This window comes from Vibrio sp. Vb2880 (assembly GCF_033337975.1).
GTDB classification, from domain to species: Bacteria; Pseudomonadota; Gammaproteobacteria; order Enterobacterales; family Vibrionaceae; genus Vibrio; species Vibrio alginolyticus.
Genome location: NZ_JAWORT010000007.1, coordinates 154,058 through 168,876 on the forward strand (window position 1 = coordinate 154,058; position 14,819 = coordinate 168,876).

The following is a 14,819-nucleotide window of genomic DNA, read 5'->3' on the forward strand; positions in this document are numbered from 1 at the left end:
CCCTTACTGATAGAAATGCTACTTTCTTCAATCGTCCTGTATTATGATAATGAAAAAGATTGCATTAATTTTAAGATTAAAATGAACCAAAAATTTTTTCTAAAACTACTCCCTGTCCCTTTTCTTCTAGCCGGTTGCCAGTCTACGCAAAGCCAGCTACAGCCTATACCTGAAAACGTATTATCAAACCTATCGACTCAATGGGCAGTGGTAGAGGCCTGTTTTCATTCCGATGCTTATAGCTTAGAGCAATCGGTAAACTATCGAGAGGCCATTAACTATTCTTTTTCTACTTGGCTAGTCGATCAGTCCGATATCGATCAGTCGGTAAATGAAGCTCGTGTAGCGTTATCAGAATATCAGTCTCAGAATGATGGTTTAGGAACAACATGTAAGGATTGGCACCTACCCCTAGAATCTGGATTGCGAGAAGTTAACAATCATAAGAATCAAGTGGCGATAGACCAACAGCGAGCACATGAAATACATAAAGCAAACGCTTCTAAACCTGTGACGTATTCAACACCAGCATCTACTTCGACTAGTAATGTTGTTCACTGTTACAAATTGGAAGACGTTAGCTTGAATAAGAACATTCAAACCTTTAATGGAATGATATGCCCTATAGGCTGGCTTAAATATTATGGCTATTAATGTATTTGATTAATACAGGACTTAAGAATGAACTCTAAGTTTAATTTTTAGTTCAAGATTGGGTTTCTTGTTTACAATGTTATGTTTCCAGTTGGATTACCGTATTCGAATAGATTGACGAAGTTAATCAATATATGTGTATTGATGCTTACTTTTTATCGAGTTATCTTTGTTTGATAGCCATTAAAACGAGTAAGGAAACAAAGTGACTGTGTTAACAAAAGGCATACACCACGTAGGTTTAACCGTATCTAACCTAGAAGCAAGCGCGAAGTTTTTCACTGAACAATTAGGTTGGAGTGAAGTAAAAAGAAATCCAGACTACCCGGCAATATTTGTGAGTGATGGGCATATCATGCTTACACTATGGGCGGCTAAGTCTGATGCCGCCACTCCATTTGACAGAAAAACGAATATTGGTTTGCATCACTTAGCTTTACTCGTAGAGACTGAGAAGCAACTCTATGAGTTGCGTGATCAATTTATGGCGTCGGGAATCGAAATTGAGTTTGGTCCCGAGCTTGTTAAAACAGGACCCGCAAAACATTTAATGTGTTACGACCCAAGTGGTATTAGGGTTGAGTTTTTCTGGGCGGGCTCATAAAACAAACATAACAAAGTTTTATAATAGGGATTTGGTACACATGGCATTGTTAGTTTGCACCGCCTTTGGTATTTAAGGTGCTTAGCAGAAGCTTGTGTATCGAATGCCCCTCCCCTCCTACTACACATTTTGCGACTTACGAGTAAGTCCAAAAGGATAAATGTTATGTATAAAATCGGCGTTGTTTTATTTGATGATTTCACGGATGTCGATTTCTTTCTTATGTATGACTTGCTGGGGCGCACAACCGACAGTTGGACAGTAAGTATACTTGGAACTAAATCTGAACATCATTCCCACCTCGGTATGAAAGTTAAAACAGACGGACACCTTTCTGAGGTGACGAATCAAGATGTCGTTCTTATTACAAGCGGCAAACGGGGTATTCCAGCCGCTTTAAAAGATGCTGAATTTATGTCAGCGTTGAATCTTGATCCAAATAGGCAGCTAATAGGTTCGATTTGTGCGGGATCATTCATCCTCCATGAACTCGGTTTACTAAAAGGCAAGCGATTAACAACAAACCCAGATGCAAAGGACGTTCTACAAAGTATGGGAGGAGATGTTCAGGATCTGCCTCTCGTGATAGACGGTAATGTAGCGACGGCTGGTGGCTGTCTTTCACTGATGTATCTAATTGGTTGGTTAACAGAGCGGCTATTTGACTCAAACAAACGAAAAGCTATACAAAATCAATTGATACCTGCTGGGCAATTAGATCTATTTGAAGAGCTTATTGCCACAACTATTCAATCAGCAGAGTTAGCAAGCTCGGATAACAAGGCGTTAAATAATCATTCATAACATGTGGTGTTTTACATTACGTTAGTTTTAGTGTTTAGGGTAAGTCACACATCAGTCTTGTGTGACTTACCCTTGAACATAACGCCACTTGGGGAAATTAACTTACAGGGAGTAAATCAATTGGTAAAAATGTACGGTTCTGAAGAGACAAGAGCGTTTTGCTGTAATTGTAAAGAAGTAACGCTACATCGGTACGAAAGCTTCTCTAAAGCGCAGGAAAAGACCGAGAAAAAAGCTAAAGGTTTCTTCTCAGGTCTATTTGCAGCAATAATTAGCTCATTAATGGAAGGCGAAGCGACTGGTGACTACAAATGTACAATATGCGGCACCAATCTTCACACGCCAGATAATTTAGATTAATAGTCAGTGTCTCTAATGCCACGGCTAGTGGCACGCAACATGATTTATAGACGGCTCTAGTGGGTTTGAAGCGTATGCACCTTATGCATTGCATTTAGGGTTTTGAGGTTGTGTTGCGGATCAAGTAGTGCGCTTTTATCTCTGACAAGGGGCTAAAGCAGAGCAAAAACAAGGGACAAGAAAAGAAGTAGTTTTACTTGAGTATCAATGAATTACAGACACAAAAAAGCCCACCAAAAGGTGGGCTTTTTTAAAATTTGGTGGGTCCGGGCGAACTCGAATCGCCGACCCCTACCATGTCAAGGTAGTACTCTAACCAACTGAGCTACGGACCCAAATTTTTATGTTCCTAACCATTTCAATTCAGAATGGTGCGTCCGAGTGGACTCGAACCACCGACCCCCGCCATGTCAAGGCGATACTCTAACCAGCTGAGCTACGGACGCATTTCTCTGGAACGACGAGGATATTAGCTATAAGCGAACGGTGGTGCAAGCACAAATTTACCAACTTTGAACCGTTTGGCGAAAATGTAAACTCAACACGCGTTTTCAGATGATTTTATCAGCAAAGCTGAATCCTTCATGGATTAAAAGTGTGATCTATATAACTTTTATTATCTCACTTAATTGTCGTAAGGCACTTCACTGAGCATCCAAATCTGTAAGGTTTGCGATACCTTAGGGCAAGTACCAAACAAAATCTGATATTTAGGTTTAAATGGTTCGCCGATATAGGTTGTACGGATCAACTCTCCTGTTTTAACATCCACTTGAGTGCTCACCCTGCCTTTGAAGTTTTGAAATATGACAAACTGCTCACTGTGGTAAACCATTTGCTCTCGGTAAAACAAGAAATGATCTTGGGGTGTCTCTGTCAATTCACACTCTAGTGGTTTCAAATTAGGTATCGCACTAACATTCGATGCGATGAACAACGCCGATAAAATCCATCCGTATCGCATATGGCTGCCCTATTCTGCCCTCTTTTTCAAAGTATAGGCCCTGCCTTGATGACTGATACAAAAAAGGCTTTGATCATCTCTAATCAAAGCCCCTTATTTCTGCAGGTTAATTGTCGTGTTTAGTCGTCCGCCTCAAACACAACGTTATAATTTTCGGTGTATGTACAATTCGGCTGACGGCTACAAGTAAAGAAACGTCTCCCTTTGAACTCACCTTGGCTTGCGGTTTTAATGATCATCGGACTGCCGCATTTTTTGCAAAAGCGCACTTCTTTATCAGGCTCAATCAAATCAATGTGTGCCGCAAGCAAACGACGTAATCGCCCAACTTGATAACTGTGCTTTACCGAGGCGCCAATTAAAGGCAGGTTGGCCGTCTTACAAACATGAATCAATAACTTTTGTCTTTCTATCTTACCCTTGTTTAGCTCCTGCCCATTATCCAATTCAACGATAACGCGCGGCTCTAGTGTCCTTGGGTCACAAATAACGTAATCAAAATAGCTTCGAGATATACGATTGTTCGCGACAAAAAACTGCTTCTTATTTTTGATTTCTTTTGGCGTAACCAAACTGGACATGTTTACTTTCGCGAATACTACGGCATGCTCCCCTACCGCCGCTCTTAACGCATTATAGAACGCACCCTCTTGACCTCTGAGCAGAGGGCCTTTCGAGCGATAAGGATAATCACGCGTGTCATCGTGCTTAATCACGTACTTTTGAATAACAAAGAAGAATAAAACCAGAAGAACAACAATGATAAAAATGTTGGTCATAAATAAAGTGCATCCAAAACAACTCGTTGCTCAAAGCGTAAATGGAAATGTTATGCAGAGCAACAAAACCTCGCAATTTTGAGGCGCCACGACGATAGCGAGAAACAGAAAATTTTGCTCACCAATAAAAACGAGCCAATCACACACTTGGATTGGCTCGTTTAAATTTTGTTAATACATTATGTATGCTAAGAATCAACTATTAGCGTCTGGCTGATTCTCTGGCATCGCATCAATAAAAGCTGGCAGTTGATTGCATGACTGCACAACAGCGTTAATGGTTGGATAAAGAGAGGTATCTACACCAAAGCGTTGTGCGTTGTAAAATTGTGGTACCAGACAAATATCGACAATAGATGGCGAGCTTGTCAGGCTAAACTTGCAATCACCATTTAGTTTACGATGCTTCTGAAGTTTCTCTTCTAATGCTGTAAAACCTTTGTGGATCCAGTGATGAATCCAAGCGACTTTGCGCTCTGGCTCGCAAGCTAACTCCCCCTCTAAATACTGTAGAACTCTTAAGTTATTCAGGGGATGAATCTCCATTGCAATATCCTGAGCCAAAGCTAGCGCTTGGTATCGAAGCGGCGTTTGCTCGGGGATCACAGTGACATCCGGGTAGTGTTCTTCTAAGTATTGAATGATCGCCAGTGACTGGGTTAACTGAACCTCCCCATCCACCAGCAAAGGAACCAGTTCAGAAGCGTTTAACTCATGGTACTCGTCACTGTGTTGTTCGCCACCATTGCGCACCAAGTGTACCGATTTTGAATCATACGATAACTCTTTAAGATTCAAGCAAATACGCACACGATACGCCGCCGATGATCGCCAGTATCCGTATAAAATCATGCTATCGCTCATATCGTCTCCCAACCAGCATTGTTAGTGCTTGAGATATTGGCTAACTTGTTGGTCAATCGAGCCGAATATGTTGTTGCCATCCGCATCGAACATTTCCAATCTGATTGAATCTCCAAACGACATGAAGTTAGTCGACGGCTTACCATCACGAATGGTTTCAATCATGCGAACTTCCGCGATACATGAATAACCAACACCACCCTCATCAATCGAAGTGCCATGTTCGGTGCCTTGCTTATTAGATACCGTGCCAGAACCTATAATTGCCCCAGCAGATAGCGGGCGCGTTTTAGTCGCATGAACAATTAAGTCTGCAAAATCAAACGTCATATCGATACCCGCATTTGGGCGACCAAACGGCTTGTGGTTGTAGGTCGAGAGCAATGGTAAATGCACTTTGTTTTCGTACCACGCTTCGCCGAGTTCGTCAGGTGTTACTGCCACAGGAGAAAACGCAGAAGAAGGTTTAGATTGGAAAAAACCAAACCCTTTAGCTAACTCTGCCGGAATTAGGCCACGTAGTGAGACATCATTCACCAGCATGATCAAACGAATCGACTCCTGAGCCTCTGCAACACTCGCGCCCATTGGTACGTCACCAGTTACCACAGCAACTTCACCTTCGAAATCAATACCCCATTCATCACTCGCAAACTCGATGTTGTCACAAGGACCAATAAAGGCATCAGAGCCTCCTTGGTACATCAACGGATCCGTCCAAAAACTCTCTGGCATTTCAGCGCCGCGAGCTTTTCGAACCAACTCAACGTGGTTTACGTAAGCACTGCCATCAGCCCACTGATAAGCGCGAGGAAGCGGCGACTCACAGTAGTGCGCTTCAAACTCTTCATACCCTGCAACCGTGCCATTGTTCAGTGCAACGTATAGCTCTTCCAGTTGTGGTGCTAGCGTATCCCAGTTATCAAGCGCCACCTGCATCGTCGGAGCTAAGTTCATGGGGTGGAAAATTTCTGTCGCAGGTACGCAGCGCGTTAAGTCTTTGCTCACGACCATCAACAAACCGTCACGAGTGCCATTTTTCTTGGTTGCTAATTTCATCCTTGCCTCTTACTTCTCTTGCCAGCTATAGACGTATTCTTTGTTTTCTACTTTTTCCAGCTCATCCGCAAACTGAAGTGCGTGACGCGTATCGATCATGACCGCAACTTCGTCGGTGAAAGTCTTCTTATGCTCTCGCCCTGCTTTGAATGCTTTCGGGTGAGGACCATGCGTAAATCCTGCTGGATGGAATGTCACCATGCCTGCTTCAATGTTGTCACGGCTGAAAAAATCACCTGCATGGTAGAACAAGACTTCGTCATAATCGTCATTGTTGTGGTAGAACGGTACTTTGAGCGCTCCAGGATCACTTTCAATTGGACGAGGAACGAAGGTACACACCACAAATCCTGCTCCTACAAATGTAGTATGTGCAGAAGGCGGTAAATGGTAACGATGTGACATAAGTGGACGAATATCACGCCAGTTCACTTTTACTACCGCCAAATCACCATGCCACCCAATCGCATCCAACGGGTTGAATGGGTAAGTGATAACACTGACTTTATCGTGGCGTTTCACCTGAACCTGTGTTTGATTCTCAGAATATTGAGCACGGAACTGATCGTTGATCGACGGCGTTTCTAGAACCGCCGGATCAAACACCGCGTGGTTTCCAACCATGCCTTTTTCGGGCAATGTATAAGCCGCATCGGTGTTTTCGATCATCAGAATGAACATCGGCTCGCTTGGCTCTAAACGCCAGCTCGTTGAGCGCGGGATCATGACATAATCCCCTTCGCTCACTTTCAAATGACCATAATCACAGTAGAGATCTGCCGTACCTTGGTGGATGAATAGCAGTTCGTCGCCATCTGCATTTCTCACCAAGAAGTCCATTTTTTCATCCATACGCCAAACACGAACTTTACAATTCGCGTTGTGTAATAGATGCGGGACTGCCCACGGGGTAATATGGCTGGCTTTCTCAACTAGATTAAAATCGAACGCTCGTGGACGTAGCTCTCCCTCCCACTCAGACCACCCCGTTGGGGCATGTTGATGATGAAAATGTGTTGCGGGGCCGAAGAAGCCACTTCGACCTGCCTCACGTTCATAAATTGCCTCTTCCGGGAAGTCAGCATGCGCTTGTTTAGAGCACACTCCCTCCCGTTGAGGGAATGTGATCCATTTATGCATCGCTCAATACTCCTCGGCGAATTTGGTCTTCTTCTATCGATTCAAACAACGCTTTGAAGTTACCCTCGCCAAAGCCTTCATTGCCTTTACGTTGGATGATTTCGAAGAACACAGGGCCGATAACGGTTTGAGTAAAGATTTGTAGCAAGATGCCATCTTTCGTTGGCGCACCATCAATAAGAATCTGCAAATCACGAAGCTTGCTTACATCTTCACCGTGGCCTTCAACACGCTGATCGACTTTCTCGTAATAAGTATCTGGCGTTGGCATAAAGTCCATGCCTCGCTCACGCAAGGTTTTGACCGTTTCGTAGATGTCGTCAGTGGTCAATGCGATGTGTTGAATACCTTCGCCATTGTATTCACGGATAAACTCTTCAATCTGTGATTTATCATCTGACGACTCATTGATAGGAATTCGGATTTTGCCGCAAGGTGCGGTCATCGCACGGCTGACAAGACCAGTCAGCTTACCTTCGATATCGAAATAACGAATTTCGCGGAAGTTACCAATGCGCTCATAGAAACCAGACCAGACATCCATGTTGCCTTGCTTAACGTTGTGCGTTAAGTGGTCGATTTCGTAAAGACCAACATTCGCTTTTGATAAACGTTCATCAGCATCATCATAAAAACGAAAATCGACATCATAAATACTCTGCTTTCCATAACGGTCGACAAAATAAAGCAAGCTTTCACCGATGCCATAAATAGCAGGAATGCTTAGCTCCATCGGCCCAATTTCCGTTTTATATTCTTTACCGCCATTCTCTAACGCATGCGCCAGAGCAACGGTGGCGTCTTTCACACGAAATGCCATGCCACAAACCGACGGACCGTGAACTTTGGCGAATCCCTCAGCTTGGCTATGCGGCTGCGCATTCACAATAAAGCTAATATCACCTTGTCGATATAACCACGCTTCTTTTGAGCGATGCTTTGCAATCTCCGCAAAACCTAACGATATAAACAGATCTTTAAGCTGTTGAATGCCTTTGTTGTCAGCAGCGGTATATTCAACAAACTCAAATCCGTCTGTTCCTAGAGGGTTATATGCATCAACCATGACTTTCTCCTTGTCTCAGTAGCTTTTGTTTGGACTTATTTTTCTAACTTGGCGCAGGTCTTGAGAAATTGGAATACGTGGGGAGAAATCTTTATCTTGGCGATTTTTACGCATAATTGTAAAATATATGTTACACACAGGAAGCGCGTCGAACCCACTTTCGTAAACATCAAACAAACTGCTTATTTTCAATATATTAGATTGATATTTTCGGCTTTACGCCAACACACAAAATGTAAATAAGTTGTTACCTTGGCATTTTATCTTGGCAACGTAGCTCAAAAAGTAAAAGGGGATGGAAAGTCTATTGCACCCTATCTCTATCCGATTTATTCATTTGATCCTGCAAAACATCAAAAGTAATGTTTCGTGACGCTTCATACAGTTCGAAAGACTCATCGGTCAGAATCGTGTCATGGATACCCCTTTATTGATTCACCTCAGTTTTATTCAAAAGTAACTGTGCCATAAGTGGTGCTCTGTTCCCTATCGAGCCGAGCCACAAGGCTTCACGCTCGATCAGAAAAAGAGACATCTAATGACACACATTAATCAAGAACGCCTAGTTAAACACTTTTGCCAACTAGTACGTATCGACAGCGAATCAAAAAACGAAAAACAAATTGCAGAAACACTGGCAGAACAGCTAGGCGAGCTAGGCTTTACCGTACGCAAACTTCCAGTGCCTGAGCACATTTCTAACGGTTTTAACGTGTACGCCCGTTTAGACGGCAAAAAAGACGGCTCTATTCTAATGAGCTGTCATATGGATACGGTCACTCCAGGTATTGGCATTGAGCCAATCATCGAAGACGGCATTATCCGTTCAAAAGGCAATACGATTCTCGGTGGCGATGATAAATCTGGTATTGCCGCCATCATGGAAGCCGTTCGTTGTATTCAAGCGGAAAACCGTGAGCACAAAACGTTAGAACTTGCTTTCACCGTGTATGAAGAAGGCGGTTTATTCGGTTCACAATACTTCGATATGTCACACGTCACTTCAACGGAAGCAGTCGTGTTAGATACGGGTGGTCCTATTGGCACTATTGTGACCGCAGCCCCAGGCCAGCAAAAAATCGTGGCAACAATCAAAGGTCGACCAGCACATGCAGGGCTTGCGCCAGAAGAAGGCATCAGTGCGATCATGGTGGCGGCAGATGCCATCAACCAAATGAAGCTGCTTCGCATCGACGAAGAAACGACAGCCAACATCGGTATAGTGAATGGCGGTCAGGCCACAAACATTGTTATGCCTGAATTAAAAATCGTGGCAGAAGCACGCTCCCTGAATGGCGATAAACTAGATGCTCAGGTCAATCATATGATCTCAACATTAGAGTCTGTCTGTGAAAAACACGGTGCAGAAGTCGACATTGAATCTAGCCGAGCCTACGACGCTTTTGTTATTGAAGAAAACCACCCGCACGTAAACGCTATAAAAGCAGCGTTTTCAGAGTTGGGAATTGACGCCTTCACAAAAGGCACTGGCGGCGGTAGCGATGCCAACAACTTTAACAAGAAAGGTCTCACAACGGTCTATCTTTCAACTGGCATGGCAAAAGTACACACGACAGAAGAGTTTATCGCGGTAAGTGATATGGTCAAAATCACTGAGTTCGTGAAACATTTCCTAGTCAGTTAACGTCATGCCTTTTGAAGAGCAGACTGACTATCTTCCCCTTCTAGCCTGTGCTTGAAGGGGATTTTAATTTGTATCGAAGCAAAATTACTTCCCGTCATGCCAACTTGATATCAGATCTTCAAAGAAATTCCCCTAGCTCACTTTTTGAGACCAGACAGCTCAACACCTGACACCCTGTTACAGTAATGTTAAAACTCGATTGTGTAGACAATTTATACAATATACATTTTTGACATCTTTCAGGATGAAAAGAGTGAGACAAGGATGAAATTACCTAAGTTGCTTTTATTAGCGTCGATGATGAGTCCAATACTGGCAACATCAAGCTATGCCGCACCGTATCCCGCAGGTGTGACCCTCGATGAGATACAAGAAATTACGCTAAACAATGGAGCTGAAGTTACTTCTATTGACCCAGCCAAGCAAGCCGCAGAGCCCGCTTTTAATCTCGGTCGAGACCTGTTTGAAGGTCTGGTCATTCAAGATAAGCAAGGTAAAACCATTCCTGGTGTTGCTGAGTCTTGGTCAGTCAATGACAACAATACGGTTTATACCTTCCACTTACGTGATGCAAAATGGTCAAATGGCGAAACGGTCACTGCACAAGATTTTGTCTACAGCTGGCAACGCTTACTGAATCCAAGCACTGCTTCACCCTACGCTTGGTTTGCGGCCATTCCAAATATCGAAAACTCGCATGCGATTATGAAGGGCGAAGCCGAACCCGAGTCCTTGGGCGTGAAGACGCTGGATGAAAAAACATTCCAGGTAACACTCGAAGAGCCTATTCCCTTCTTTACGAAACTATTAAGTCATCCAGTGCTTGCCCCCGTTCACAAAGCGACCATTGAAAAACATGGCAACCGCTGGACCCAGCCTGAGCATATCGTTACAAATGGTGCGTTTACTGTCTCTGAATGGAAAGTTAACGAAAAACTGGTGATGGTTAAAAATCCACATTATTGGGACGCAAGCAATGTAGTGCTGGAAAAAGTCACTTGGCTACCAATTGGTGATGCAAACGTAGTGCTAAACCGCTACCTAGCTGGTGAGATAGACCAAGCGGTTTCCATTCCTGCCGCCCAGAAGAAAAAGTTAATTCAACAACGCCCACAAGAAGTGGCAAGCACCAGTGCGTCTCTTGGCTCCACATTCTATTACCTCAACACTCAACAAGGGCCAACAAAAGACGTGCGGGTTCGTAAAGCCCTCTCATATGCCATTGACCGTCAACTGTTAACGAGTGCTATTTTGAGAAACGGTGGGGTTCCAATGTATACCCTTGTGCCACCTCAAACAGATGGTTTTAAATCTCACACTCCTGAGTTCGCAACTTGGAACCGCCATAAACGTATCGAAAAAGCGCAGCAATTACTGTCAGAAGCTGGATACGATAAAAGCAATCCGCTTAAGTTAACGTTTACCGTACCAACTTTCTCGATGGACGTAAAAATGGCAACCACCATGGCAGGCATGTGGAAAAGCCGATTGGGTGCGCAAGTCACGATAAAACAGCTAGAACCGAAAGTGTTCTACGCACTTAAAGAGCCGACCGACATTACTCGCGGCGGCTGGACGGCCGACTACAATGAAGCCTCTACATGGTTGGATATCTTCGTTTCTAGTGGCGAGTACAACGATTCTCGTTATAACAACCCGCAATACGACGAGTTAATGGCTCGCTCAAAGACCATGAGCAACCCATCAGAACTGTATCTACAAGCAGAAAGCATGCTGATTGAAGACATGGCCATTATTCCTATTTATCGTCCGGGTAACGATCAATACCTCATCAAGCCTTACGTGGGCGGCTACGAACTGACAAACCCTGAGTCGTCGTACTACCGCAAGAATGTCTATGTGAAAGCCCACTAAAAGCATGTTTTCGGTCTGAGTCGGCAAGTTCAATGTTTACTTGCCGTTCCTCATATCTCTCGGTGGAGAAGGCAACCAGAGCTCAGACCATTTTTTATTCATAACCGTTCGAAGTGATTTCGGATGACCAAAGGATGATGGATCATGATTTGGTACATTGTTAAGCGATTAGCTATCGCTATCCCCACGCTTCTATTCATCGCACTCGTATCATTTTGGCTGATGCACATTGCACCAGGGGGGCCATTTGATATGGAACGGCCTATGCCAGAGGTGGTACGTGCGAATATCGAAGCAAAATTCCATTTGGACCAGCCCTTCCTTACTCAGTTTTGGATTTACATTGGTAATTTCATACAAGGAGATCTCGGTCCTAGCTTCGTTTATCAAGACTTCAGTGTTACACAGCTCGTCGCACAATCATGGCCAGTTTCAGCAGTATTAGGCGTACTCTCCTTTTGTATTTCCGTTCCACTTGGCATGTTGCTTGGCACCATTGCGGCATTGAACCGAAATAGCCGCCTAGATTACGGCCTGATGACACTTTCGATGACTGGAGTTGTGGTTCCGGCTTTCGTGCTTGCTCCAGTTTTAGTCATGATCTTCGCTATTCAGCTCGGCTGGTTCCCTGCTGGTGGTTGGGAAGGAGGAAAGCTGGCTTTTCTTGTTCTTCCCGTGCTCAGCCTGGCGATTGGCTCCATTGCGAGTATTGCACGCGTCATGCGTGGCGCAATGATTGAAACGCTCAACCAACCATACATTCGAACGGCAAAAGCCAAAGGTTTGTCCACAACCTACATTTTATTCCATCACGCTTTGCGACCATCCCTGATTCCCGTCGTTGCGATGCTCGGCCCTGCGTTTGTTTCTGTCGTGACAGGCTCGGTGATTATCGACATTTTCTTTGGTACAGGTGGCATGGGACAACACTTTGTGTCTGGGGCTCTCAACCGCGACTACGGCCTAGTAATGGGCATTACTCTGATTGTCGCTTCACTCACTATCTTCTTTAACCTTGTGGTCGACTTGCTATATACGATTATCGACCCTCGTATACGCGTTTAGGAGTCCGGCATGTTAACGATCAAAAAACTGGATACACAAGCTCTTCAAGATCAAGTCGTCGACAATATTGAAGCCGTCGAAGGTCGCAGTCTTTGGCAGGATGCATGGACTCGATTTCGTAAAAACAGAGCCGCGATGACATCAGTGTATGTTTTGGCGTTCATTACCTTATGCATCACCTTCGGCCCCTCTCTTGCCGCTTTTGGCCATGATGAAATTGACTGGGAAGTGCTCATCGATCCATACGAACTAGGGAAACCTTCACTGAGTAGTGGCCATTACTTTGGTACCGATGATCTCGGGCAAGATGTCTTTGCTCGCACGATGCAAGGCGGCAGGCTCTCTATTTTGGTGGGTTTTGTCGGGGCCTTAGTCGCCGTTGTTATTGGTACGATTTGGGGAAGTATTTCCGGCTATCTTGGCGGCGTTGTCGATAGCGTAATGATGCGCATTATTGAGGTGCTCGATTCGGTGCCATTTATGTTTATGGTTATCCTGTTTGTTACCCTTTTTGGCAACAACATCTACCTGATTTTTATCGTGATCGGAATGGTATCTTGGCTGGGCATTGCCCGTGTTGTACGTGGTGTCACCTTCGGTCTAAAAAAGCGAGAGTTCATCGAAGCCGCACACTCTATTGGGGTTTCTAAATTGACAATTGTCCGACGCCATGTTCTGCCTAATGTGCTTGGGATCGTGATGGTTTATTCCTCCTTAATGGTACCAGGATTCATTATGTTCGAATCGTTTTTAAGCTTCTTAGGGCTTGGTGTTCAACCACCCGACACGAGCTGGGGAATCCTAATCTCCGAAGGCGCAAAAACGATTGACGTTGCATTGTGGATGCTGCTTTTTCCCTCTCTGTTTTTAGTTGCCACCCTCTTTTGTTTTAACTTCATCGGCGATGGCTTGCGTGATGCTCTTGACCCGAAAGACCGATAAGGACAAACCCATGCTATCTATTGAAAACATGAACGTGCGCTTCGATACGCCAGATGGGCAAGTGCAAGCGGTCAGTAATCTCTCCTACTCAATTAAAGCGGGCGAAACTCTTGGGATTGTTGGGGAATCAGGTTCGGGAAAAAGCCAATCTGTTTTCGCATTAATGGGGTTAACCGCGGACAACGGCGCCGTGTCTGGAAGCGCAATGTTCCACGGTGATGATTTACTCGCGATGTCGAAAAAGCAGCTCAACCGCATCCGTGCAGAGAAAATCGGAATGATCTTTCAAGATCCGATGACGTCACTTAATCCATTCATGAAAATTGGCAAGCAGCTTTGTGAAGTTCTCATGATTCATAAAGGAATGAGCCGAAAACAAGCAAAAATTGAATCGATTCACATGTTGGATGCGGTGCGTATTCCCTCTCCCGAAACTCGGATGAATCAATACCCTCACGAATTATCTGGCGGAATGCGTCAACGAATCATGATAGCGATGGCGTTGTTGTGTAAGCCCGAGTTGTTAATTGCAGACGAACCAACCACCGCATTAGATGTAACCGTTCAGGCTCAAATTTTGACGCTATTACGAGACTTACAACAAGAGTTCAATACGGCCATTTTACTGATCACTCACGATATGGGCGTCGTTGCCGAGATGTGTGATCGCGTATTGGTCATGTATGGTGGTCAAAAAATGGAGCAATCCGATACCGAGACATTGTTCGCTCAACCTGCGCACCCCTACACTCAAGGCTTGCTAAAGGCAATTCCTTCTATCACTGAAGATATGCCACGTTTACCAACCATCCCAGGTAACCCACCAAGTGCGTTGATTAACCATAAAGGGTGTCCGTTTAGAGAGCGGTGCGAGCATCGAGAGACGCGTTGCCAATACGAAACCCCACGGTTTTCTCCATTAAACACGAGCCAGTCCATTGCCTGTCACGTTAACGCACCCAGTGTTATCACTCCTATTCAAATAAAAGCTTAAGGAG

General features: G+C 44.5%; 15 protein-coding genes and 2 tRNA genes. 9 read left to right on the forward strand and 8 right to left on the reverse strand.

Translation table 11 applies throughout. The features are described from left to right. Nucleotides 1-81: 81 nt before the first annotated feature. From R7M92_RS10335 to R7M92_RS10350, 4 genes are all read left to right on the forward strand, one after another. Nucleotides 82-654, forward strand: a complete 573-nt coding sequence (locus tag R7M92_RS10335) for a hypothetical protein (protein ID WP_225466652.1) — start codon at nt 82-84, stop codon at nt 652-654. Nucleotides 655-859: 205 nt separating this feature from the next. Next, a complete protein-coding gene (locus R7M92_RS10340) occupies nt 860-1,258 on the forward strand; it encodes a VOC family protein (protein ID WP_318133316.1) in 399 nt (132 codons plus the stop codon). Between the two features lie 165 nt (nt 1,259-1,423). Beyond that, a complete protein-coding gene (locus tag R7M92_RS10345) occupies nt 1,424-2,062 on the forward strand; it encodes a DJ-1/PfpI family protein (RefSeq protein WP_213915745.1) in 639 nt (212 codons plus the stop codon). A 129-nt stretch (nt 2,063-2,191) separates the two neighbouring features. Further along, nucleotides 2,192-2,422 (forward strand): hypothetical protein, encoded by a 231-nt coding sequence (locus R7M92_RS10350; protein WP_017820907.1) that lies wholly within the window; start codon nt 2,192-2,194, stop codon nt 2,420-2,422. A 258-nt stretch (nt 2,423-2,680) separates the two neighbouring features. On the opposite strand, the gene R7M92_RS10355 is transcribed toward R7M92_RS10350, so the two are convergent. The 8 genes from R7M92_RS10355 to hppD form a co-directional block, all read right to left on the reverse strand. After that, nucleotides 2,681-2,757, reverse strand: a tRNA-Val gene (locus R7M92_RS10355). A gap of 34 nt (nt 2,758-2,791) precedes the next feature. Continuing rightward, nucleotides 2,792-2,868: transfer RNA gene (locus R7M92_RS10360), tRNA-Val, on the reverse strand. A 179-nt stretch (nt 2,869-3,047) separates the two neighbouring features. Then, nucleotides 3,048-3,386 (reverse strand): hypothetical protein, encoded by a 339-nt coding sequence (locus tag R7M92_RS10365; RefSeq protein ID WP_005377830.1) that lies wholly within the window; start codon nt 3,384-3,386, stop codon nt 3,048-3,050. 119 nt (nt 3,387-3,505) lie between these two features. After that, nucleotides 3,506-4,165, reverse strand: a complete 660-nt coding sequence (locus R7M92_RS10370) for a DUF2726 domain-containing protein (protein ID WP_047100684.1) — start codon at nt 4,163-4,165, stop codon at nt 3,506-3,508. A gap of 195 nt (nt 4,166-4,360) precedes the next feature. Next, nucleotides 4,361-5,029, reverse strand: a complete 669-nt coding sequence (gene maiA, locus R7M92_RS10375) for a maleylacetoacetate isomerase (protein WP_005377832.1) — start codon at nt 5,027-5,029, stop codon at nt 4,361-4,363. A 21-nt stretch (nt 5,030-5,050) separates the two neighbouring features. Next, the gene (locus R7M92_RS10380) at nt 5,051-6,088 is read right to left on the reverse strand and encodes a fumarylacetoacetate hydrolase family protein (RefSeq protein WP_318133319.1); all 1,038 of its coding nucleotides are present in this window, start codon (nt 6,086-6,088) and stop codon (nt 5,051-5,053) included. 9 nt (nt 6,089-6,097) lie between these two features. Next, nucleotides 6,098-7,228, reverse strand: a complete 1,131-nt coding sequence (locus R7M92_RS10385) for a homogentisate 1,2-dioxygenase (RefSeq protein WP_213876497.1) — start codon at nt 7,226-7,228, stop codon at nt 6,098-6,100. Next, entirely contained in the window at nt 7,221-8,294 is a 1,074-nt protein-coding gene (hppD, locus tag R7M92_RS10390) for a 4-hydroxyphenylpyruvate dioxygenase (protein ID WP_005377835.1), read from the reverse strand. The genes R7M92_RS10385 and hppD overlap by 8 nt, the downstream gene beginning before the upstream one ends. 538 nt (nt 8,295-8,832) lie before the next feature. Here hppD and R7M92_RS10395 point away from each other — a divergent pair. The 5 genes from R7M92_RS10395 to R7M92_RS10415 all read left to right on the forward strand — a co-directional run bounded on the left by R7M92_RS10395 (nt 8,833) and on the right by R7M92_RS10415 (nt 14,815). Further along, nucleotides 8,833-9,939 carry a M20/M25/M40 family metallo-hydrolase gene (locus R7M92_RS10395; RefSeq protein ID WP_318133321.1) on the forward strand — a complete coding sequence of 369 codons (1,107 nt, stop codon included), beginning with the start codon at nt 8,833-8,835 and terminating at the stop codon, nt 9,937-9,939. 264 nt (nt 9,940-10,203) lie between these two features. Next, nucleotides 10,204-11,814: a peptide ABC transporter substrate-binding protein gene (locus R7M92_RS10400; protein WP_318133323.1), complete on the forward strand. Its 1,611-nt coding sequence runs from the start codon at nt 10,204-10,206 to the stop codon at nt 11,812-11,814. Nucleotides 11,815-11,958: 144 nt separating this feature from the next. After that, on the forward strand, nt 11,959-12,879 hold the full coding sequence (oppB, locus tag R7M92_RS10405) for an oligopeptide ABC transporter permease OppB (RefSeq protein ID WP_005377838.1): 921 nt from the start codon (nt 11,959-11,961) through the stop codon (nt 12,877-12,879). 9 nt (nt 12,880-12,888) lie between these two features. Beyond that, nucleotides 12,889-13,821, forward strand: coding sequence for an ABC transporter permease subunit (locus R7M92_RS10410; protein WP_005377839.1), 933 nt, complete (start codon nt 12,889-12,891; stop codon nt 13,819-13,821). A gap of 10 nt (nt 13,822-13,831) precedes the next feature. After that, on the forward strand, nt 13,832-14,815 hold the full coding sequence (locus tag R7M92_RS10415; protein WP_005377840.1) for an ABC transporter ATP-binding protein: 984 nt from the start codon (nt 13,832-13,834) through the stop codon (nt 14,813-14,815). Nucleotides 14,816-14,819: the final 4 nt, after the last annotated feature.